Below are 23,915 nucleotides of genomic sequence, written 5' to 3' on the forward strand. Positions count from 1 at the left end.
GGCAATCATCAGCTCCCTGGATCCCCGCCTTCGCGGGGATGACGAGTCAGGGAAGAGTGTCCAATTTTGAGATAGAATTGCTATACAGATGCATCATGGCTGTTCAGCCTGGAACCAAGCCTACGTTTGCATGATCTCTCATGCTGACGCGTGCATGATCGCTTATGGAGAGGGGATGGGGCTGGAAAAAACCTGCCGCACCCTGGACCCACCCCAATGGGCAAGTCCAGAGCGCGCATCAGCTGGCTGACGACAGGTCTGTTTTGGCTTAGGAAGGCACCTGCAATGTTTCATCCGGGAACCAAGCCAAAGCCTCCCGAAAATCCACCACCTCTCCCACGACAATAATACAGGGGGGCTGCATGTCGAGGGCGGCCACATCCTGAACGATAGACTTCAGACTGGTCACCAGGGTTTGCTGCTGAGGGGTAGTGGCCCAGCGAATGACCGCGACAGGGGTATCCGGAGAGCGGCCGGCCGCCAACAACTCCTCGGTGACGAACCCTATATTTTTCATCGCCATATAGAGCACCAACACCGGAAAGGCCCGCCCCATGGATTGCCAGTCGATCCGGGAGAGGGAGTTGGGCCGCCGCAGGGAAGCGTTGTCCGGGGATTCATGACCGGTGACAAAAGCGACATTGGCATTAATCGAACGATGGGTGATGGGAATACCCGCATAGGCCGGTCCCGCCACCCCGGAGGTCAAACCAGGGATGACCCGAAAGGGGATACCCTCCTTGGCCAGCCGTAGCGCCTCCTCCCCCCCTCTGCCAAAAACAAAGGGATCCCCCCCCTTCAACCGCACCACCCGCTTGTTCAGACGCGCCTGAATGACCAGGGTTTCGGTGATATCCGACTGCTCCACCGAAGGCCTGCCCCCCCGTTTGCCCGCCAAAATCCGCTCGCATTGATCTGGCACATGGTTGAGTATTTCCTCAGAGACCAGCGCATCGTGTACCACTACATCTGCCACCTGCAGGCATTTGAGGGCGGCAATGGTCAATAGGTCGGGATCCCCCGGACCGGCACCCACCAGGGCCACCATACCAGGAGAGAGACAGGCTTTATCATTTCCGTCTTGCATTGGACTCCATCCACACCAGTTTTGATATCCGCTTCAATCCGCCTGCATACTAGAAACAATTTCAACCCCCTACAACGGATTTTGAAAGCATTTTCATCCTCGGGATTGATTTTAGCGAATATTCGACTATTCTTAAATACTGTCAAAGAGTCTGGAAAGGCCTGTTTTCGCACCTCAGCCAGAGGGACCACTCACTGCAAGCAGCGGCTCACGGCCAGCCCGGCCCAGGATTGGATAACCCATCGGAGAAACATGAAAAAGCAGAATAAATTTTCCACCAATAACTGGGCACTGCAAAATTCCTATCTGTTTTCCTCCCTGAGCCAATCCCAGCTGGAGGAGGTGGAAAAAAGCATGCGCAGAATTAAATTGAAAAAACGGGAAATTCTTTTTCAGGAAGGGGATTCAGTCAAGCGTTTTTTTCTCCTCAACAAAGGATTGGTCAAACTTTTTCGCGTGTCGGTCAATGGTACCGAAAAGGTGATCTCCATTTCCAAACCCGGGGATACCTTTGCCACCGCCATGATGTTCATGGAGGATCCCCGCTATCCCGTCACCGCTTCAGCCATCGAAAACAGCGAAGTATTGGCTTTCGAAAATAAAGCCTTTCTGGAATTGCTTAGAAAATCCCCGGAAACCTCCTTCCGGCTGTTGGGTATTTTGAGCCTGAAGCTCCAGTGTCAGGTTTCCGAAATCGATGGACTCTGCCTACAAAACGCCTCCTGTCGGCTGGTGCGCTTTCTCATCGGCCAGCTGCCGGAAAATTCCGACGATTCGGCTGAAGTCCAGCTCAACGTGCCCAAACAGATCATCGCCTCACGCATCTCCATCCAGCCTGAATCCTTCTCACGGATTCTGCGGGGGTTGAGCCGCAAGGGGCTGGTGAACGTCAAAAATCGCACCGTGGAGATCCCCAGCGTTAAAAAGCTCAAGGAAGAGGTGATCTCCTGTGGGCGCTCCATCTGACAGTTTATTTCCTCCTCAACACTCCAAACATCCCAACAGGCTGCCCCTCCACCGATTTTATCCCCAACCACCCATCTGTCCGGTCAACGTCCACCCACCTGTCTGAGCCAACTTCCAAACCTCATAGCCCCCCTTCAGTTATTGGATTCATGCTGCTCTCCAAGGGGCTCAAACCGCTCATCCCGCTACACCCGCTTGACACAACCGGGGTATGCTGATTGGATGAACGATGCCAAACTGGGAAGAATGGATGAAATAAGGCCCAAAACAGCAAAACAAACCGGCATCAATTCTTTCAAACCACTCGGCAGGCAAGCCGCAAGAGCGTGATCCAAACCAGGGAGAGACCATGAGCCAGACCCAGGGGGGGCGGAACATTCCGCTGGTAGATCTGAAATCCCAACTCCGGGGGTTAAAAAGCGAAATCCAGGCCGCGATGGAAGGTGTTCTCGACAACACCGACTTTATCATGGGCCGGGAGCTTCGGCTTTTTGAAGGAGAGTTTGCCCAATATTGCGGTGCTGGTTACGGGGTAGGCTGTGCCAGCGGTACCGATGCCCTCCATCTGGGACTGAGAGGGCTTGGCATCGGTCCGGGGGATGAGGTGATCATGCCGGCCATGACCTTCGTCGCAACAGCCCTGGGCATCACCCTGACCGGGGCCAAACCGGTGCTGGTGGATGTGGATCCCCACACAGCATTGATCGATCTCCAAAAAGTAGAAGAAGCGATCACGCCGAAAACCCGGGCAATCATTCCGGTCCATCTCTTCGGGCAATTGGTGGATATGGAGCCGCTGCTGGATCTGGCACGACGAAACAATCTGTTTGTGGTGGAAGATGCCGCCCAAGCCCATGGTGCCACCCGTGGGGAACAAAAAGCCGGTGCCATGGGGGATGTGGGCTGTTTCAGCTTTTATCCCGGCAAAAATCTTGGAGCCTACGGGGATGGGGGATTCGTCACCACCAGAGAACCCGCCTTGGCCGAAAAAATCCGCTTGCTGGGCAACTGGGGCTCCAAAAAAAAATATCACCACGAAGAGATGGGCCTGAACAGCCGCCTGGATACCCTGCAAGCTGCCGTCCTGCGGGTTAAACTCAAGCATCTGGAGAGCTGGAATCAGCTGCGACGTGAGCACGCCCGCCGCTATGATGCCCGCCTGGCCCCCCTCACCGGCATCCAACGCACCCGCTATCATGCCGGATCCGTTCACCACCTCTATGTGGTCCGGGTCATTGATCGGGAGGGTGCTCTGGATGCTCTTCATCAAGCCAATATCGGTGCTGGTATTCACTACCCCTTTGCAGTCCATGAGCTCAAGGCCTATCAATGGCTGGGATATGGACCCGGAAGCTTTCCTGTTGCCGAGGCGTGGGCCAGGCACTCTCTTTCCCTGCCCATCTATCCGGAACTCCCGGTAGAGGCCGCCCAGCGGGTGGAAGAGGTACTGAAAGCCTTTTCCTGAATGAATGCCAACGGTGTTGGCCTGGCCAACCCTTCAGAGGCTTTGGATCAAACATTACAAAAAGTTTGACTCAATCAGTGGGGTTTTGAAAAAAAGGGCCTTTGTTTAGGCCATCACCTTTCTTGACTGAATAGAGGCCGGGGTTCGGATGCTCCGACTTTCATCTGAAAATGATAATGGGAGAGCAGAGCACCATGCACCAAATCGGACTTATCGGAACCGGCTATTGGGGACCCAACATTGTCCGCTCCCTGGAAGCGACCGGACGCGCCAAAATTATCTGGCTTTGCGACCTCGATACCGAGCGTGTTCAAGGCCTTGGCAGCCGCTATCCCGATGCCACCACCACCACCGATTTCAACGATCTGTTGAATGATCCCCACCTTCGAGCCGTGGCCATCTCCACCCCCACCGTGACCCATTTCGATCTGGCCCGGGCAGCGCTTCTGGCGGGCAAGGATGTCTTGGTGGAAAAGCCCATCACCTTCGACTCTGAGGAGGCTCGGCAACTCACCCGGATTGCCCGGGAAAAAAAGCGGGTATTGATGGTGGGGCACGTTTTTCAATATAACGCCACCATCCGCTATCTCAAGGAGCTGATCCACTCGGGCGAGCTGGGGGATATCCACTATCTCAACCTCAAACGCACCAACCTGGGGCCCGTCCGCACCGATGTGAACGCTTTATGGGATCTGGCCTCCCACGATGTCTCCATCATCATCGATCTATTGGGACGGGTACCCAAAGAGGTCACCGCCCGGGGGCAGGCCTATCTCAATCCCGATATCGAAGATGTGGTGTTTGCCAACTACACTTTTGAAGACGGGACCATGGCCCACATCCACGCCAGCTGGCTCAACCCCCGCAAAATTCGCCAGATCACCGTCGTGGGCAGCCGCAAAATGGTGCTCTGGGACGATATGGACATCCACTCTCCCTTGCGTATTTTCGACAAACGGGTGGATCAACCACCAGTGGGACAGATCGAAGGCACCTTTCTGGAACACAAAACCTGGGTGGTGGATGGCGGGGTGTTCATTCCCAACGTCCGCACCAATCAACCCCTCCTGGCGGAATGCAACCATTTTCTCGACTGTCTCGACTCCGGCAAAACCCCGGAATCGGATGGCGAAAATGGCCTTCAGGTAGTGGAAGCCCTGGAAGCTGCTGCCAGCAGCATGCAAAATAATTCCGCCCTGACGCCGGTTCAAACCATCGCCCCATGAACCCCTCATCAACCTTGGCGAAAATGGCTCTCCCATGAGCGACCCCAGCAAGCAGCCCCCTTTTTTCGTCCATCCCCAAGCCTTGTGTGAATCGACTGACATCGGCTCGGGAACCCGCATCTGGGCCTTTGCCCAGGTGATGAAGGGGGCGACAGTGGGGCGGGATTGCAATATCGGCGGTCACGCTTTTTTGGAGTCGGGTGCCACAGTCGGCAACGGGGTAACCATCAAAAATCAGGTGCTCATCTGGGATGGGGTGACCATCGAAGAGGGGGTTTTTCTGGGGCCTGGCGTGCGTTTCACCAACGATGCAACTCCACGCAGCCCCCGATTGACGGCCATTCCGGAAATTGGTGAGCGGTACGAAAAGCGCGACAACTGGCTCCTTGAAACCCGGGTCTGCCAGGGGGCCAGCCTGGGGGCCGGTGTAGTGGTGTTGCCGGGGCTTACCATCGGTGCTTTCGCCATGATCGGTGCTGGCAGTGTGGTCACCCGGAGCGTTCCAGCCCACGCCTTGATCGTGGGAAACCCTGGCCGATTTCAGGGCTGGGTCTGTGCCTGTGGGGATAAACTCCACGAAATGGATGGGACCAACTGGCTATGTCTTGCCTGCAATCGAAAGTTTATCACCCGAGTAGAGGAGGGGGCTGACACAGAGCCGGAAGAAAATTTATACCTGATCGAATCTTGATCGTGGAAGGGTAGGGGGATCGAAGAAAAACACCGTCGATCTGAGCAAAAAACCAAGCCTTGAACACCACACCCGAAACCCAAGCTGGCGGAGATATCAGCCCACCCCATGTACAAAGATCAAAAAATTTTACTCATCGCCCCGGCCTATAACGAAGAGGCCAAAATCGGCCAGGTGGTGAAGCGCTCCCCCCGGGAGATCATCGACACCATCCTGGTGGTGGATGACGGCTCGACTGATCGCACCGTAGAGGTCGCTCGCCAAGCAGGGGCACGGGTGGAAGTGTTGGGGGCTTTGTTGGGAGTGGGGGCTGCCATTCGCCGGGGCTATGAGATTGCCCAGGAAGAAGGGTTTGATATTGCGGTGGTGATCGCTGGCAACAACAAGGACGATCCCCAGGAGATCCCCCGGCTTCTTGATCCCATCTGCGATGGGGGATTCGATTTTGTGATGGGCTCCCGGTTTTTACCTGGCGGAGCCTATGGGGGGGAGATGCCCCTCTATCGAAAATTGGCCACCCGCCTGCACCCCTGGCTCGTGGGGCTTTTTTGCCGTCAGTCAGTCACCGAAAGCTCCAATGGTTTTCGCGCAGTCCGGGTGGGAGTGCTGGGGGATAAGCGGATTGATCTCCATCAGGGATGGCTCGATCATTATGAGCTTGAAGTCTATTTTTTGATGAAAGTCCTGCTTCTGGAGTACAAGACCACCGAGGTGCCGGTCACCAAAATCTATCCCCCCAAAAAAATAGGTCAAACCAAAATGCGACCTATCCTCGATTGGTGGAAAATGCTCCGACCGATTTTTTTATTGGGGTTTCGACTGCGCAAATAGTTTTCTGACGCTCCAAAAAAACCCTTCCTGCCACTTTGGGCTGAAAAGGAATCAGCCCAGGGTGCCACTGCTTTCCAGATCCCCCACGGGAATGGTCACCCGAAATTCAGTGCCGCCAGAAACATTGGCCGATTCAATTTTTCCCCCCATGTGCTCCTCAATGATCATCTTCGCCATGTAGAGACCAATACCGGTGCCCTGCTTGCTGTCTTTGGTGGTGAAATAGGGGTCGAAAATCCGATGGATGATCTCTTCGGGAATCCCGCCGCCATTGTCCTGGACTGTGGTGGTGATCCATCCCTCATTTTGGCTTACCTGGATATTGATCACCCCTTCGGCACTGTTTTGTTTGGCGATGGCATCCTTGGCGTTGGTCAGAATGAGTAGGACAACCTGGGAATATTCGTTGGCAAACCCCATAGCCTGAATCGGCTCTTCCAGGGGTTGGAGTTGGACGGAAATGTGGTGGGTTTTGAAGCTGGCATCCACCAGGGAGAGGGCATCTTCAATCACCTTTTGCAGGTTAAAAACCTTTCGACGCTTGTCCGGTTTGAAAAAATTGCGGAAGTCATCGATGGTAGAAGACATTTTCAGGATGATTTTTTGGCCGGTGGTGACCTTTTCCTCAATCAACTCCGGCGTCATCTCCCCATATTCGTAAGCGCTCTGGATGTTGGCCAGGATCAGATTCAGGGCGTTGATGGGCTGGCGCCACTGATGGGCGATATTGCCGATCATCTCCCCCATGGCGGCAAGACGTGACTGCCGCACCAGGACAAAATCCTTTTTGCGGTTTTTTTCCACCTCCTGGCGGACCCGCTCTTCCAGTTGGGCGTTGAGTTTTTCCAACGCCAGCCGGTTGTTATGCAGCTCCAGAAAGGTTTTGACCTTGGAGAGCAAAATCCGATCATCGATGGGTTTACGGATAAAATCCACCGCCCCCACCTGATAGCCTTTTAAAATATTGGCCTGGTCGGTCTCAGCAGCGGTGACAAAAATGATGGGTAAATTACGGGTTTTTTCAATGCCGTGGATCAATTCAGCCACTTCAAAGCCGTTCATCTCCGGCATCTGGACATCCAGCAGGACTACGGCAAAATGGTGCTCCATGCAGAGTTGCAGACAGGCTGCTCCAGAGGCCGCTTGCAGCACCTCCGCTTCCACCCGACCCAGGAGCCTGTCCAGGGCGAACAGGTTGGCGGGCATGTCGTCGACGATCAATATTTTGGGTAGCATTTCAATCACCCGCTTGGGATGCATTTTTTTGATACGGCATTTTTGGTATCTACTTCTTGAACAGCCCGATATCCAGCACCATCACTCCATCGCCAAAGATAGCACGATCACTTCGGGTTTCCCATCGATCCATCCAGGCACCCCTATATTCCTGGGGACAGATCCACCAATGGCGTTCAAAGGGAGAGCCCCATCAAGGTGCAGAGCTGCCGGGGAATCTCCTCCAGGGGTAAAATTTTGCGCGCGGCATCGGCCTGTACCGCAAAGAGAGGCATCAAACGGGATTCCGCACTATCCGGATCCTCCACCAGGGTCATCCCCCCCTGTTTTTTGATCTGCAATAATCCTGAAGCCCCGTCCTGGCTGGCTCCTGTCAACAAGATCCCGATACCATTGGCTTGGAAGGCCCAGGCGGCTGTTTCGAACAAAACATCGATGGAGGGGCGGGAATAGTGCACCTTGGCGTCGATGGTGAGGGAGAGGGTATGATCCTTTTCCACCAGCAGATGGTAGCCGGGTGGCGCCACATAGACCCGACCCGGCTTGATCGCTTCCTTCTCCTCCGCCTCCAGAACAGTCAACTTGGTGTGTTTATTCAGATAGCGGATCAGATAGCGGTCCGACTCTTGAGAGACATGCTGAACCACCAAAATCGGTACCGGAAAAGAGGCGGGTAGGGGAGAGAGCACCACCCGCAAAGCCTCCATCCCCCCGGCGGAACAGCCCATCACAACCCCCTGATAGTGGGTCATGAGGTATCCTGACCGGGTGCGATGACAAAGGGATCCCCGCTGGAGTGCTTCAGTTCAAGCAGTTCCGTAAAAGCGTCGGGGGGCAGGGGCTTGCTGAAAAGAAACCCCTGGGCCAGCTGACACCCCCTGCTACGCAAAAAGGCCATCTGTTGCAGGTTTTCCACCCCTTCGGCCACCACCTTGAGGTCGAGACTCCGGGCCATGGCGATGATCGCCCCGGTGATGGCGCTAGCATTGGGATTGTCGGGGAGTTCCCGCACAAAGGAGCGATCGATCTTCACCAGAGCGACCGGCAGTTGCTGAAGATAGCTCAAGGAGGAGTAGCCGGTGCCAAAATCATCCACCGCCAGTGCAGGCCCCATCAGGCGAATCTGTTCCAGCTTGGTGATGACGGTTTTGATCTCCTCCAGGCAGATGTTTTCAGTGATTTCCAGCTGCAGGAGATCCCCGGGCAGTTGGCTATCAAAAAGGGCTTCTTCGATGATATCCCGCACATTTTTCCACTGACGGCTGGATATGTTGACCGCCACATAGCAGCTTTGATCACGCCCCTGTCTGTTCCAACCGGCCGCATCCCGACAGGCCATGCGCAGGACAAACTTACCCAGCTTTTGAATCAGTCCACACTCCTCGGCCAGGGGGATGAATTTATCCGGGGGAACCTCACCCATTTCCGGATGAAACCAGCGGGAAAGCGCTTCAGCCCCCACCATGGAGCCCGATTGCAGGTCGATGATGGGCTGATAGTAAACCTCGATCTCTCCCCGCTCCAAAGCGTGACGCAAGCCCCGCTCCAGACGGCTGCGCTCCTTGGCCTCGGCATCCATCTCGGGGGTAAAAAAACGAAACGTAGAGCGCCCAGCATCCTTGGCCCGATACATGGCGGTGTCGGCGTTTTTGATAAGATCCTCAATGGTGAAGCCGTCGTTGGGAAAGACCGTAATCCCCACACTCCCGGAAACATACGCCTCTCCAGCTTCCAGCTGAAAGGGCCGGGCCAGCTGCTCCAATATTTTACGCACCACCAGTTCCACATAGGCCGGGTGGGTCATCTCCGGCAGAATAACGGTAAACTCATCTCCCCCCAGCCGGGCCACGGTATCGGTGTGGCGGATACAGTCGTTGATTCTTTTGGAAGCTTCCTGAAGCAACTGATCCCCGGCGTCGTGACCCAAGGTGTCGTTGATCTGCTTGAAACGATCCAGATCAATAAAACACAACACCACCTTGCCCCCATGGCGTGAGGCCCGGGAGAGAGCCTGGCTTAAACGATCCTGAAACAGTACCCGGTTGGGCAACCCCGTCAATACATCCAGCTCTGCCTGAATGCGCAGTTTTTTTTCCAGCTCCTTGCGGCCTGCAATCTCCTCTTCCAAACGTTTGAGATAGACATCCTGGTCCCGACGGCGGGTGAAAAGCTCCAGAAAGACATTCACCTTGGAGAGCAATATCCGATCGTCCACCGGTTTTTGGATATAATCCACCGCCCCCAGATCATAGCCCTTGATTTTATGGTGCTCGTCGGAATAAGCCGCCGTGACAAAAATGAGGGGGAGATCCCGGGTCTGCTCCGTACCATAAAGCAGCTCGGCTACCTCAAAGCCGGTCATCTCAGGCATGTGCACATCCAGCAGCACCATGGCAAACTCCTGCTCCATACAGAGCGTCAGCGCCACCATGCCGGAATCAGCCTCAACCACCTCGGCGTTGACTTTTTGCAGCAACCTGCGCAGGGCAAAGAGGTTGGCTGGCTTGTCATCGACGATCAATATTTTGGGCAGGGGATCAGCCATGGGAGGGGGTATAGTAGAGCTGTGAGCGTTTTTGGTAGATTTTCAGATGATCGGAAAGGGTGGTAAATTTTCCTGAAACATCGGAAAAACCGATGGATTCCTTGGTGCCCAGACACAAGACACCTCCCCGAACCAAACTGTCATGAAAGAGATTCAAGACCCGATCCTGGAGAGTGCGGTCAAAATAGATCAGCACATTGCGGCAAAATACCAGATGCACCTCGGTAAAGACATTGTCGGTGACAAGATTATAGTTGGCAAAAACAACATTTTCCTTTAATTCCGGATCCATCCGCACCAGATCGTATTTGGAGTGATAATAGTCCGACAGGGAAAGCTTGCCGCCGGCCTTCTGGTAGTTTTTGGTATAATCCCGGAGATTTTCGATGGAATAGATCCCCTCCCGAGCCTGCTCCAGGGATTTACCGTTGATGTCCGTCGCATAGATACGTGCCCGATCAAGAAGCCCTTCCTCCTTGAGAATAATGGCCATGGAGTAGACCTCTTCCCCCGTTGCACAGCCAGCATGCCAGATATTGATAAAGGGAAAGGTCTTCAAAATGGGGATCACCTTTTCCCGTACCTTGCGGTAGAAGGGGGGATCCCGGAAAAGCTCGGTAACCGTCACTGAAAGGGTGTAGATCAGCTTATCCAAAAATGTGCGATCATGGATAATCCGGGGGATGGCTTCGGAAATATGCTCAAAATTAAACGGCAGGAGGCTATGGCGCAGACGCCGCCTGAGAGAGGCCTGGGAATAGTGCTGAAAATCAAACCCGCACCGCTGCCGCAAGGCCTCCAGCAAAAGCTCGATTTCCAGATCCTCGGCTTCTTTGGCTTCCATTCCATCTCCTGCTATTGATGCATCCAAACCCGCAACATGGAAAATAGTTTGTCCATATCCACCGGTTTGGACAAATAATCATTGGCCCCGGCATCGAGACATTTTTTCTTATCTTCAGCCATCGCCTTGGCCGTGAGCGCGATGATGGGGATATCCCGATAGCGATCCACCCGGGCGCGAATCTCCCGGGTCGCCTGGAAGCCATCCATCACCGGCATCATGATATCCATCAACACAATATCGGTCTCGGGATGCTCCTCCAGCACGCTGATGGCCTTTTCGCCGTTGGCGGCCATGAGCACCTTGATATTTTTTCGCTCCAACTGCCGGGCCAGAGCATAGGTGTTGCGGACGTCGTCATCCACCACCAGCACGCATTTTTCCTTGAACACCTCTTCCTGATCGTGAAGCCTGCGCACAATCTGGCGCTGCTCCTCAGGCAGATCTCGCTCCACCCTATGGAGAAAAAGCACCACCTCATCCAACAGCCGTTCGGCGGATTTAACCCCCTTGACCACGATGGAGTTGGTATAAGCCTTGAGCCGATCATACTCCTCCCGGGAGATATCCCGCCCCGAATAGACGATGACCGGTGGTCGGGAAAGGTCTGGTTCGGCGGCGATGCGATCAAGCAGTTCAAAACCATCGATATCCGGGAGCCCCAAATCCAAAATCATGCAGTCGAAGGAGCACTCCTTGAGCAGAGTGATCGCTTCGGCACCGGTGGCAGCCTGGGTGATGGTGATATCCTTGGCCCCCAGGAGGTTCATGGTGGCCCGGCGGGAGTTGTCGTCATCTTCCACCAGCAGCACGGCCCGGGGCTCGGTACCGGCAAAATGATCGATCTTGGTGAAGGCCTCCTCAATCTCCTCCCGATTGACCGGTTTGGTGACATGCCCGATGGCGCCGATGCGCATGCCGTCCAGACTTTCATCCATGGCCGACATGATGTGTACCGGAATATGCCGCGTCTCGGAATTTTCCTTAAGCCGCTCCAGCACCGTTAAACCATCCAAAATGGGCAGGCCGATATCGAGAACGATGCCCGTAGGTTTATAGTAAGCGGCCATCTCAAGACCGCTCTTCCCATCAGCGGCAGTGAGGCATTTGAACCCCTTGCCCCGGGAAAGATCGCAAACAATGCGGGCAAATTTGGGATCATCCTCAATCACCAGCATCACCCGGTCCCCCGGCTGGATTTCATCCCGGTCATCGGGGATGGGCGGGGCGGCCTGTTTGACCGCAGCGGCAGCCAGAAGATTATTTTCCGGGGCCAACTGAGCGTTCTGGCTCGGATGGGAGGCCGGAGCAGACGGGAAAACCGAGGAGGGCGCTGTCCTTGGGATTGAGGTGGAAAATGGGCTTGGGCCATAGGGTGATGAGGAGATAATATCCTCTTCCATCCCTTCCGGCAGCTCCGGCAAATGCAGGGTAAAGACAGCTCCTTCCCCTTCGGCACTCTGAAGCTTGATCTCACCGCCCAATAGTTTTGCCAGCTGAGTGGAGATGGTCAGCCCCAAACCGGTTCCGCCAAACTGACGACTGGTGGTGCCATCCGCCTGCTGAAAAGCTTCAAAAATCAGCCTCTGTTTATCCCGGGGAATGCCAATACCGGTATCCCGCACCACGATATCGATGGCCTGGGTGTGGGGGAAAACCGGGGATTGGGGACGCCAGGCCGGATCGGCCCGTTTGAAGGAGATGGTCACCCCCCCCTCTTTGGTAAATTTAAAGGCGTTGGCGAGCAGATTTTTAACGATACGATCCACCTTGCCCATATCGGTACGCAATGATTCGGGCAAGTTTTCGGCCATCTCCAGAGCAAAATCCACCCCCGCCTTTTCAGCCACATGCTTAAACTGCCGTTGGATCTCTTGGGCGAAAACATCGATCTGCAGGGATTCCGGCAAAACATCCATGCGGCCCGCCTCGATTTTGGAAAGATCGAGAATTTCGTTGATCAGCCCCAAAAGATCCGCGCCACTGCTGTGGATGATTTCAGCATCCTCCATCTGCCGGTCCGTCAGGTTGCCTTCATCGTTGTTGGCAAAACTTTTGGCCAAAATCAAAAGGCTGTTGAGAGGGGTTCGAAGTTCGTGGGACATGTTGGAGAGAAATTCGGACTTGTATTTACTGGCCAACTCCAGGTCGGCGGCCTTGCGTTCGATTTCGCTCTGGGCCAGTTGCAGCTGCTCGTTTTTCTGGTTGGCCTCCTCTTTCTGCTCCTCCAACATCTGGGCCTGCTCCTCCAGCTCTTCGTTGGAGACCCGCAGCTCCTCTTGCTGCTGTTGCAGACGGGCTTCTGATTTTTTCAGGGCATCGGCTTGATCCCGCAATTTTTCATTGGATTGCTGGAGCGCCCTGGATTGGACGGTCATCTGCCGGGCCTGCTCCTGGGTTTGTTGCAACATGTCTTGCAGTTTGACCCGGGACTGAGCCGCCTGGATGGCCATGGCGATGTTTTCGGAGGCCTGCCCCAACATTTCCAGATGCAGGTCGGTAAAGGTGCCGAAAGAGCCCAGCTCCACCACTCCCCGGACCTGATCGTTCAACAAAAAGGGAAAGACCAGCAGCTGGCTGGGAGGAGAGCCCCCCAAACCCGACTGGATACGCATATAATCCTTGGGCACCCGGGTGATGAGGATATGGCTCTTTTCCAGAGCAGCCTGACCAACGATCCCCTCCCCGGGATTAAACTTGTCGGCCAGATTTTTTCGCACATGGTGGGCAAAACTTCCCACCCGGATCAACACGCCGTCCTCTTCCCGACTGGCGTAAAAAGCCCCCACACCGGCCCCCAGGTGCTGGGCCAAAAAATCGATGACACTGCTCCCCAGACCCACCAGATCCTGATCCCCCCGCAGATGGTCATTGAGGGTCGCCCCGCTGTTTTTGAGCCACTCTTCCCGGGACTTGATCTGATTCTGCTCTTCGGTACCCTGAACCATGGCATTGAAGGCTTTCCCCAGCAGCCCGATCTCATCACTCCTGGAGACCTTGACCCGGACGGAAAGATCTCCACCACTGGCCTTTTGGGAGGCTTCGGCCAGATCCTCCAAAGCGTTGGCCATACTTCGGCCATTGCGCCACCCTACCACTCCAGCCACTGCCACCATCAAAAGTGAAACCCCGACAATCAGAAACAGGGTCTGCCAGAGCTGTTTGATGACACCAGCGTTATCGATGGCGATCACCACCGTTCCCAACAGATGACCGGCTCGGGATCGTACCGGCAGGTAGGAAAGCTCCAGTATCGTGTCTTCAACCGGCTCCTTCTCCTCGTGGATAATGCCCTGGCCGTGATCCAGAAGCCCCAGGGTGGACTGGTCGATGGTGAGAGCACCCAGAGCGGCTGCGGTGGTTTCGACCACTCTGCCATTTTGATAAATAGCCAACATCAACTGGCTCTGGCCTTTCAGTTTATTCAAAAACCGCTGATCCAACGTCTGGCCGACCAGTAAAACACCGACAAAAATCGGATCGCTGTCGCTGATATAGTGGATGGGGCTGGCTGAAACAAGCATCAACCGACCATCCACCAACTTGGCGGTGACAAAGGATTGACCCGTGGTGACCACATCCTCCAAAAGGGTAGGGGAGACCTCAAAATTGAAATGACCCAAATCCCCCCGGTCAGCCAAACCGAGTCCGCTACGATCCGTCACCATCAGGAGGTCCATGGGCTGCTTGTCAAAAATTTCCTTCAGCACCAAATTGATCGGCTCCCGCTCTCCACCAAAATCAGCATAGTAGTAGATCGCCTCAGCCAGTTTGCCATTGTGAGCGGTCACGTTGGTGATGGCGTGGAGATTGTCCGCCATGTTGGTGTAGGCATCGGAGATAAAATGGACATTGTTTTGCAACTCTGAATCCCGCATGGAATGGAATGCTTCGTTGAAGGCCGCCCCGGCGATGAACAGAATCAAGGTCACCGGCAGGGTGACCAGGAGGATAGGCAACAACAGCAGCTTTTTACGTATGTTCATCATTTCGGCGACCTTCGTTGGGCGTTCCTGTTCCTCAAGGGGTCAGTTTGGAGCTGGGGATGAGGTGCTGTTCCAGAAAGAACGGCTTGGCCGCCTCACTTCTAAGGTAGGTGATGAGTTTGCCTTCGTTTTCACCCGGCTCCCCTTGGGTCATCAGCGCGAGAGGCCGATAGAAGGGGTAGCCTTTGGCCAACGCTTCCGGGTCCAGGGGAGAGATGCCGTCGATAAGAATCGGTTTCATTTTTTGGGGGTCCAGAAGCACGGTTCCCAGATGGCCGATGGCCCCGGGAATGGCGGCTACGGCATCGATCATCTTGACGGTGGAGTTGACCGTAATTTTTTTCTCCCGCCACTGGTTTTGGGGCAGGATCATTTTCCAATGTTGAGGTCGATGGGGACAGTGGGGACGTAACACCACCGCTACATTTTTATCGGGACCACCCACCTGGCTCCAGTTGGTCATCTGGCCGGATAGAAGCCCGCGCACCTGGGCCAAAGTCAAATCAGTGACTGGATTTTTCAGATTGACGACGATCATCAGGGGTTCCAGGGCCAAGGGGCTCATCACACCCCCTCCCAAAGTAGCCAATTCCAGATCATCAAAAGGGCAGCAGATGGCACCAATATGACCGGCAGCCGTCGCTTTGGCCCCATCGCCACACCCTCCAGCCACAGCAAAATCCACATCAAGTCCTGTGGCTTGATTGATGGCATCCATATGGGGAGTCAGGGTCCAATAGAGGGCATGGCTCCCCCGAATGACCACGCTATCCCCAGCTTGGGCAGAAGAGGGGGCCATGGTCGAAACAAAGGCTATCAGTAGCAGCCGGATCAGTCGGTATTCCATAATGGGTTTCCCTCTGATTTTCAGTTGGTACAGGGGAGCGATCCATTCAATCCCAGTTGAAGTGTGGTACAGGGATCGGTCCCTTGGATGTTTGCTGGTAACAATTTAGCTCGACACCTTGAACCAATCGCTGATTGTTTTTGAAAAAAGCGGTATATCCAGTGGTTTTTCCACAACCCCTATCACGCCTGCTGCCAGGCAAGCCGCTTTTTGGTCCGCTTTTTCCCCAACTGGAACCAGGGCGACCACCCTCAAGGGGGCATCGCCTGCACCTGGGTGATCTTTGATTTTCCCTATGACCTGAAGAGCCCTATCACTCTCTGGTGAAAGCCCCACCAACACCAAATTGACAGATGGATATTTGCCAAGCTGTTCCAGAGCCTTCTCGCCATTGGCAGCCATATAGGCAGTGTATCCAGCCACTTCCAACAGCCGCACTGTTTCGTAGATGGTTCGCACATCGGAATCCACCACCAGGATAACCGGGTCGGGGCGATGGGGTGTTGAATCAGCAACGGCTTCGATCAGATCGGGAGATGCAGGTTGAGAAATTCCAGGCTGAACCGCTCCAGCTGATTCCACGGATGCTGTTGGCTCTGTTGAGGCTGTTGACTCCTCTGATGCGGCTAGATCCGCTGAGGAGGCTGCTGGGGCCACCAGCTCCTTAGCTGGTATCGATACTACCGATCCAGAGGATTCTTCTGAACTTGAGGCTGCCACTGACTCCGCTGGAGCCGAAGTATTCACCAACGTCGCTGAGTCGGAGGTCATCGCTGACGCTATCTTGTCTGCTGAAGCGGTATCCTCTACAGAGACCGGCTTGGTTGATTTGGGTTGGGTGTTGTCCAAAGCACCCGGTAGCTGGACTGGAGGGGGCAGTTTAAAGCTTTTGTCAGGTGATGCTGGAGGCTCAGGAGATTTAGGTGGAGGAGAGTCTCCCATTCCCCACGGCAGGTTGGGCAAAAAGAGGGTGAAGGCGCATCCCTGGCCTTCCCGGCTTTCGATACGCAACTCTCCGCCCAAGAGCTGGGCCAGCTGATTGGAGATGGCCAGCCCCAGACCGGTTTTACCAAAGGGTTTATCAACAGTGGAGCTGGACTCTCGCAAAGTTTCAAGCAGACCCTCGGTCCTCTGCTGAGAGGTGTCGGAGAGGGTGTCCGAAATGACCAAAACGATCCCCTGATTATTGGAAACGCCACCGCTCTCAATCACCCAGCCCATGGGCAGGGGTTGGAAACTCAGAGTAACAGTCCCCTCTCCAACCACTTTGAAGGCCCGGGCCAGAAGATGTTTGACGATCTGTTCCAGCTTGCCATAATCGGTCCGAAGAGTGTCAGGCAGATCATCGGAATGGTAAAGGCTGAAATCAGCACCTATTTTTTTGGCGATACGGCTGAATTTTTGTTCCAGACGGTTGGAAATCTCCAATATTTCCAGAAGTTCTCCGTGAACATCCACCTGACCCGCTTCGATTTTGGCCAGATCCAAAATACCGTTGATCATCTCCAACAATTCCAAACCATGGGCGTGCACGGCATGGGCGTTGTCCAGATCAGTGGGAGAAAGGTTGCCCCCCTTGTTAGCGGAAAATCCCCGGGTCAACACCAGGATACCATTCAAGGGAGCGCGCAACTCTTCAGACATGGAGGTGAGAAATTCCGACCGAAAATGTCCCGCCACCTCCAAGTCCCGGGCCTTGACCACCAGCTCCCGCTGGGCACGCTCCAGTTCACTGTTTTTTCGCTGGGCCTCCTGCTTCTGTTCCGTGAGTAGCTGGGTCTGCTCCTCCAGCTCTTCGTTGGAGACTCTCAATTCCTCCTGTTGCTGTTGCAGGAGCGTCTCAGAATTTTGCAAAGCCTGGGTCTGTTCCTGAAGTTTTTCGTTGGAAAGCCGTGCCTCCTCACTGTTTTGTTTCAGGATATCAGCCTGTTCCCGACTCTGGGCCAACATCTGCTGCATCTCGGTTCTGGATTGGGCCGCCTTGATGGCCATGGTGATGGCTTCGGCTTCATGGTCCAGCAGTTCCAGATGAATCGCCTGAAATTCTTGAAAAGAGCCCAGCTCTATCACCGCCTCTACCTGGCCATTCAACAAAAAAGGATAGAGAAGCAAATGACTGGGTTCCATCTCTCCCAAGCCTGAGTGGACCGGCAGATAGTCCGGGGGAATCTGGTGGATAATCTGATGTTCGCCCCGCTTGGCCACATGCCCCAAAAGCCCCTCTCCCAGAGCAATCGTCTGCTGGATATGTTCCGCCTTATAGGCGAATCCCCCGGCAAACCGTAATCGACCGCTCTTCTCCAAAAGATAGATGGCCCCAGTGATGGCATTGAGACGTGGGGTGAGAAAACCGATGATGTTTTGGGCCAATTTTTCCAATGACTGCTCACCCCGGAGACATTCCCCAAGGAGCCCCGCGCTCACCTTCATCCAGTTATCTTGCGCATCGCGCCTGGCACTCTCAGAAAGGGAGTGGGTCATCTCCTCCAGAGCCTTGGCCAAAGAGCCCAGTTCGTTGTTGGGGCTCAAGAATGCAGGCCATTTCATCTCCCCCTTGGCGATACGGTTGGCCCGATGGGTGAGAATCAGCAGTGGATTGACAATGTGGCCGGAAACAAATCGGGCGATGAGAAATACCAGGAGGATGGTGACGAAAAGAGTCACGAGAATTTCGCGACCGAGCGCTATGGAAGGCGCATAAAATTCATCCGCATCCAACTCGGCAATCAATACCCAGTGGATGCCAAAGGGCTCCAAAAAATCCAGGTTGACTTGAAAACCCAGGACATCCACCCCACGATAATCGGGATAGATCTTTTTTAACCACCAGCCCGACTTCCCAACTTTTTCGATCAAATCGTTGGTCCTGCCCGATTCGGTGACCGAAGTGTAGGTCATTTCCGTGGAGTGGTGGGAAAAATCAGCGTGATGCTCGGCCTCGTGATGCAACCAAGTCTGGATAATGGGGGTATCCACCTTTTGCTTCAATACCGTGGTGCGGGTATCAAAACGGGAGTTGGAGCGCATGAGTTGATCCCGCCCCACCAGATAGGTCTCACCACTCATGCCAAGCCCTATACGATCCTCAAAAATCCGGAACATTTTTTTCGGGGCCAAAGGAATCACCAAAACGCCAGCGTTATTTCCCTCCTCATCGAGGATGGCCCGCGCCAAAAAAGCCGCGATGTTATCCGTGGCAGGGGGAAAATGGCCCAGATCGGAAAAAACCGCCTGATCGGTCCCCATGGCCCTCTCCACGATCTTCCCCAGCAAGCTCTTCTTCAGACTCCCCTGAAGGACATTTTGACCGAGGAGTGGGGTCTCTTGAGCTGTATAGAGGATGTGCCCATCCTGATCAATCAGATAGAGGTTGGCCAAGCCATAGGTGTGCTGAAATTCTTCAAGATCCACCCCATGTTCTTCAACCAAAACAGCCCACTGAAAACTCTCAACAAAAGCCTTGCCATCCGGTCCTACCTGATCGTGAGCTCGCTGCAACGCCTGCAAAAAATGCAGATTGGTCCGAGAGAGGGATTGGGCCTCCAGATGGCGCAGCCGTTGGTTAAAGAAGCCTTGGAAGTGGCTTTTTTTCAGGGATAAAGTGGTGGAAAGCAGCTTGACCGCCTCTTGGCGCAGGCTGAGACGGGCCTTTTCATAGCTGGTCCAGCTGATGACCCCCAAGGGAATCAAGGCGATGGCGAGAAACCAAAAAAAGAGTGTCCGGCCAATCCCTCGGCGCATGGACCTCTTGGTTTGGTTTTGGGGGGTGGAATCAGGCAACCGTGAATACTCCTTTCCCTGTTGAGTGAAACAACGGCATTTTCCACCTCGGGTAGAGTTCCTTACCCGGAGGGTCAGATGATGAGCAACTCCTCCCGGTCAAATGGCTGATCAGCATTGACCCCAGGGAGTCTCTTCCATTGGGGATACTTGTCAAGCGCCTTGGTCACATAATCGTAAACGACCAGATCCTTTGCCACAAATTCCGGCTCTATCGGCTCCAAAAATGTCTTATGGCCATCCACTACCGTCTCTTTCATCATTTCGACAATTTTCCGGGTGGCTGAAGGGTAGGGATAGGGGGAAAAATCGATACGACCATTCTGCCATTCCCGTTGATGGCGTATGGCCCTGGGGGAGGTATAGGCATCCGGATCATAAAAGGTCATCGCCCGCTCGATCATTTTGCTGCCGGATGACAGATAGCCTTTTCCCTCCTTGGAGAGCAGGTGGGCCACCTCCCGTTTATTGTGGGCGGCATACAGCTCTGCCCGCACCAGGGCCTGAATCACCTTTTGACTCCATTGGGGCCTGTGGGTGGTGTCCCGCTCATGCATGCAGATCACACAGCAGGGATGGTTGCGCCAGATATCCCCGGTAAAACGCATCACCCGACCCTTGGCAGTCAACTCGCCGATGGCATTGAAGGGTTCGGCCACGGTATAGCCGGCAATGCGTCTGGTGGCCAGGGATTTAACCATCATCGGTGGGGGAATCACTGTCAGGGCACAGGTGTCAGGCTGCACCATCCCACCCCGATCCACCACCGGACGAATACCCGCTTTTCGCAAACCCTGTTGGAGAACGATATTGTGCATGGAATACCAGGCGGGAATGGCCATTCTTTGCCCCCCCAGATCCCTAAAATCCCGAATACCCGAACCCTCTCCCACCACAATGGCTGAACCGTTCAAATGAGCCCAGGCAACGATTTTAACGGGAAAATGATTGTTGTAGCGCATCCAGACCGGAATAGGCTTCAGCAAGTGAACCAGATTGAAATGACCTTCGGCAAATCCCCGCACCAGCGTGGGCCAACTTTTGACTGGTTGGGGTTTGGCGACCTTGAGTCCCTCATCCTCAAAATAGCCTAGAGCATGGGCTACCAGGAGGGGGGTGGCATCGGTGATGGGCAGATAGCCGATACGGAGAGTTTCATCGACAGCTTTATCGGTGGGGGCTGCCATGAGGGGAGAGGGCTTTGTGCCCAATAAAGCCGCAAGCCCCCCGGCAGCCAGCCAATCCAGGAGATTGCGCCGGGATAGGTGGGGGAGGGTGTTGGCATTTCCATCTTTTTGAAAAACAGAACCATCTTCCATGATCGCAAGCTCTCGCCCTCTGGCTGAATACAGCTTCATGATCCTGGTTTGGGAATCTGGACCCATTCATGAAAGAGGCGATCTGTTTCCCATTTGTTTCATGTTACATCATGATCAACTTGATCCGAAGTTAATTATGAATCCCCTCATGGAAACAGGGCTCTGCGGAGAGTGCTTCAGCCAAGGACTCCTCAAACCACCTCCTTGGATCCGACAACAACGATTCCAAATTTAGGGTTTGGCTAGAGGGGAAATCCGGGGAGGCGTCGGGGAGAGAGTGGCGGGACGGGCTTGACCGTCTTGATCGAAAACAGCGCTCAACGGAAACTCCACACCCCCCCACCCCCCTTTGTCCAGGTTGACTGCATCCGCCCCTTGAAACACCAAAAAACCATATTTGCCGTAGTGGGGCAGCTTGCGGGTGAGGCGGGAAATGGCGGCGGGAGAGTCAGCGGCCAGCCAGACCAGGGTCAAATCTCCCAAATCGCCATAGGGAGCCGTCAAAACAAAGCTGTGATCCACTCGGGTATGGCGTTTTGAATTCAGCTGGAGACCACTCTCCTCCAAGACCACACCCCGCTGCTTAAGCTGGGAAAAAAGTCGATCCCGAAAACGATTATGCCAGCCCAGCAACCAGATGGAACGATCCTCCGGCAGCTCCATCAAGTCCACATCAGTACGAAGGTCCAACTCCCAGGCATGGGCCATCTTCTGATAGGCACGCAGCTTGTCCGGAGCCACTTTATCCGGCAACACCAACAAACCATTTTTTCCGCCAAAGGCCCGAGAGAGGGAAGGAGGCATCTCTCTAGGATCAAGACGACGAAACAGATCAAAGCCTGGGTCCACATCCAACCGTTTTGGCGGTGCATCCAGTTCCAGTTCAAAACGTTGCCGCTTCCGGGTGAGGGTGATTAACCGTTCTATGACCAGCTCCTCCGCCAAACCTGGTGAATCATCCGCCTCAACCACCTCTGAGCTTGCCAAATCCCCAGCTACAGCCGCCTCAGAGCCCACTGAATCCTCAGCTACAGCCGCCTCAGAGCCCACCGAATCCCCAGCTACAGCCTCCTCTGAGCCCGCCGAATCCCCAGCCACCCCCGAAATTTCTGGCGTCTCGACCACCTTTGAATCGACCGCTCCACCCGCTGCTTCTGAATCTTCCGAGCTGCCGGTAATCTCAGAACTTTCCAGACTCACGACAGGCTCTTCAGCTTGGGACATCAGGGTGATTCCCAGGGGAATGGAGAGGGTCATGGGGGGGCCGGGCTGTATCTGTTCCAGCGTAAAACTCAAACGCTCTTTTTCCTCATCCGGCTTGCTGGAAACCTTGGAAAGCCGTAATTCAGGCACCCCGGTTCCCTGGACCCACTGGGTGAAAAAGGATTTCAGGGAGCGCCCATCCTGATCTTCCATGGCCCTGCGCAAATCCTCCCAGGAAGCTTTATGGAAGAGATGGTCCCGATAGAAAGCGCGTAAACCCGCCAAAAAGGCAATATCCCCCACCTTGCGGCGCAACATATGGAAGACCATCAGGGATTTGCCATACCCCACCGACTGGCTGGTATGATCAATCCGGGAAAAAAACCGACTCAAGGGAAATTCCACCTCTCTTCCGACCATATCCGTATAACGGGAAAGGGTGGCGCCCCGATAGGCAGCCCCCTGGTCGGTGAGTTCCTGAAGCAGATAATCGGCCAGATAGGTGGTGAGCCCTTCTCCCCAGTTGCCCTGTTCATAATCTACGAAAACACCGTTTCCCCACCAGTTGTGTAAAATTTCGTGGGGCAGGGAGGTATGGGGAATAAAAGGCAGTCGCAAAACCCGGGAGCCCAACAAGGTAAAGGAAGGCATGCCCAGGCCGGTTTCCTGAAAATTTTCCACCACCGCAAATCGATCATAGGGATAAGGCCCCAGGAGAGATTCGTAAAAATCGAGATAGTGGTGGGAAGCGGAGAGATAGACCTCGGCCAAGGCTTTGTCCGGAGTCAGGAGAAAAACCTGCACCTCCCGCGCCTCCACAGTGCGGGCATATTCGGTCCAGGGGGCAGCCAAAACCAGGATTTCGTCAGTGGGATGCTGCATGACAAAACGAACCAGGGTGCGACCGCCATCTTTCAGGATCATCTCTCTTTTGCCCTGGGAAACAGCCGTCCATCCAGCTGGCAGGGATATGGTCAGATCAAAGGTGACCCACTCTTCCCCATCAAAAACCGGAACCCAGCCGGAGGCCCCTCCCAAAAAAAGTCCGGCAGGCCCCATGGCCCCCTGAAACTGGAGACGCCCACCTTGGTGGGCTGGAGCGGTGAGCCGCTCCTGAAAGTTGAGATGACCCTGATAATGGAAAGAGAGCTGGGTCTGGGTAGCCAGTGGAGAGGGAGAAGAGGTGGAATCATCCTCGGCTGAAGGGGAGGGGCTTGATTTCGACAATGGTGCAAGCGCCTCCCCTGGGTTCGCATCGCCATCCATCCCGGTTTGAGGATTCTTAGGATAAACAGGTAAAAAACGTACGAAAGGGGTTCCTGGAATCGGTTCCTCGGAAAGATGGGCAAAGCCGTGACTTGCGATCAGTTCAAGATCTTTGTGGAGAACAAAACCGCTACCGGATTGCACAAAATGTTGGGGTAGGTGGATGGTATCCCACACTTCCAAAGATTGGGCCAAAGGGTCCACTACCACGGTGAGTTGATGATGCAGGGGGGTGTCTGATTGAACAGGTGAGGATTCAGTGCTGGGCTTATCCGCAAAGCTGGATTGACCAAAAGCCAGCTCCGGAATGAAAAAGCAGATCACCACAGCCAGTGGCAAAAGCCAATCGACGCCACCTGACATCCGCCAGCGGACAGTTTGCAAAAGAGCCATCATTAACCTCAACCCCATGACTGGAAATCACCTTCTGTGGGGATACAGAAAATGGGCAAACCTGAATAAATGAACTGTTTCCAGGTATTCAATACATACCACACCAGCCCCTTGGGAAAAAGAGCTGTCAGGGAGTCAGAGGAAGATGGCGCTCAAGTCCTGGCTGGAATGGTTATTGCTCCTGGAAATCTCTTATCCAACCTGAAAAGTTTCAAAAAGCACCAATGGAG

The 23,915-nt window shown here is 54.5% G+C and carries 15 protein-coding genes; 5 read left to right on the forward strand and 10 right to left on the reverse strand.

Annotated features, from left to right (window positions below):
* Nucleotides 1-268: 268 nt before the first annotated feature.
* Nucleotides 269-1,087, reverse strand: a complete 819-nt coding sequence (cobA, locus tag HQL52_12425; protein ID MBF0370250.1) for a uroporphyrinogen-III C-methyltransferase — start codon at nt 1,085-1,087, stop codon at nt 269-271.
* Between the two features lie 252 nt (nt 1,088-1,339).
* On the opposite strand from cobA, the gene HQL52_12430 reads away from it, so the two are divergent.
* The 5 genes from HQL52_12430 (at nt 1,340) to HQL52_12450 (ending at nt 6,266) form a co-directional block, all read left to right on the forward strand.
* The gene (locus HQL52_12430; GenBank protein MBF0370251.1) at nt 1,340-2,053 is read left to right on the forward strand and encodes a Crp/Fnr family transcriptional regulator; all 714 of its coding nucleotides are present in this window, start codon (nt 1,340-1,342) and stop codon (nt 2,051-2,053) included.
* A gap of 349 nt (nt 2,054-2,402) precedes the next feature.
* Nucleotides 2,403-3,518: a DegT/DnrJ/EryC1/StrS family aminotransferase gene (locus HQL52_12435; protein ID MBF0370252.1), complete on the forward strand. Its 1,116-nt coding sequence runs from the start codon at nt 2,403-2,405 to the stop codon at nt 3,516-3,518.
* 194 nt (nt 3,519-3,712) lie between these two features.
* The gene (locus HQL52_12440; GenBank protein ID MBF0370253.1) at nt 3,713-4,744 is read left to right on the forward strand and encodes a Gfo/Idh/MocA family oxidoreductase; all 1,032 of its coding nucleotides are present in this window, start codon (nt 3,713-3,715) and stop codon (nt 4,742-4,744) included.
* A gap of 34 nt (nt 4,745-4,778) precedes the next feature.
* A complete protein-coding gene (locus tag HQL52_12445; GenBank protein ID MBF0370254.1) occupies nt 4,779-5,435 on the forward strand; it encodes an N-acetyltransferase in 657 nt (218 codons plus the stop codon).
* Between the two features lie 108 nt (nt 5,436-5,543).
* The gene (locus HQL52_12450) at nt 5,544-6,266 is read left to right on the forward strand and encodes a glycosyltransferase family 2 protein (GenBank protein MBF0370255.1); all 723 of its coding nucleotides are present in this window, start codon (nt 5,544-5,546) and stop codon (nt 6,264-6,266) included.
* Nucleotides 6,267-6,317: 51 nt separating this feature from the next.
* On the opposite strand, the gene HQL52_12455 is transcribed toward HQL52_12450, so the two are convergent.
* The 9 genes from HQL52_12455 to HQL52_12495 all read right to left on the reverse strand — a co-directional run bounded on the left by HQL52_12455 (nt 6,318) and on the right by HQL52_12495 (nt 23,688).
* Nucleotides 6,318-7,502, reverse strand: a complete 1,185-nt coding sequence (locus HQL52_12455) for a response regulator (GenBank protein MBF0370256.1) — start codon at nt 7,500-7,502, stop codon at nt 6,318-6,320.
* 176 nt (nt 7,503-7,678) lie between these two features.
* Nucleotides 7,679-8,254: a chemotaxis protein CheB gene (locus tag HQL52_12460; protein ID MBF0370257.1), complete on the reverse strand. Its 576-nt coding sequence runs from the start codon at nt 8,252-8,254 to the stop codon at nt 7,679-7,681.
* Entirely contained in the window at nt 8,251-10,047 is a 1,797-nt protein-coding gene (locus HQL52_12465; protein MBF0370258.1) for an EAL domain-containing protein, read from the reverse strand. The genes HQL52_12460 and HQL52_12465 overlap by 4 nt, the downstream gene beginning before the upstream one ends.
* Nucleotides 10,040-10,891 (reverse strand): protein-glutamate O-methyltransferase CheR, encoded by an 852-nt coding sequence (locus HQL52_12470; protein ID MBF0370259.1) that lies wholly within the window; start codon nt 10,889-10,891, stop codon nt 10,040-10,042. Before HQL52_12470 ends, HQL52_12465 begins: the two co-directional genes overlap by 8 nt.
* 11 nt (nt 10,892-10,902) lie before the next feature.
* Nucleotides 10,903-14,880, reverse strand: a complete 3,978-nt coding sequence (locus tag HQL52_12475) for a response regulator (protein MBF0370260.1) — start codon at nt 14,878-14,880, stop codon at nt 10,903-10,905.
* Nucleotides 14,881-14,911: 31 nt separating this feature from the next.
* The gene (locus tag HQL52_12480; GenBank protein MBF0370261.1) at nt 14,912-15,724 is read right to left on the reverse strand and encodes a substrate-binding domain-containing protein; all 813 of its coding nucleotides are present in this window, start codon (nt 15,722-15,724) and stop codon (nt 14,912-14,914) included.
* A gap of 105 nt (nt 15,725-15,829) precedes the next feature.
* Nucleotides 15,830-19,504: a GAF domain-containing protein gene (locus tag HQL52_12485; GenBank protein MBF0370262.1), complete on the reverse strand. Its 3,675-nt coding sequence runs from the start codon at nt 19,502-19,504 to the stop codon at nt 15,830-15,832.
* 74 nt (nt 19,505-19,578) lie between these two features.
* The gene (locus HQL52_12490; GenBank protein ID MBF0370263.1) at nt 19,579-20,823 is read right to left on the reverse strand and encodes an ABC transporter substrate-binding protein; all 1,245 of its coding nucleotides are present in this window, start codon (nt 20,821-20,823) and stop codon (nt 19,579-19,581) included.
* 231 nt (nt 20,824-21,054) lie between these two features.
* Nucleotides 21,055-23,688 (reverse strand): hypothetical protein, encoded by a 2,634-nt coding sequence (locus tag HQL52_12495; GenBank protein MBF0370264.1) that lies wholly within the window; start codon nt 23,686-23,688, stop codon nt 21,055-21,057.
* Between the last annotated feature and the right edge of the window lie 227 nt (nt 23,689-23,915).

This window comes from Magnetococcales bacterium, from assembly GCA_015232395.1.
Lineage (GTDB): Bacteria > Pseudomonadota > Magnetococcia > Magnetococcales > JADFZT01 > JADFZT01.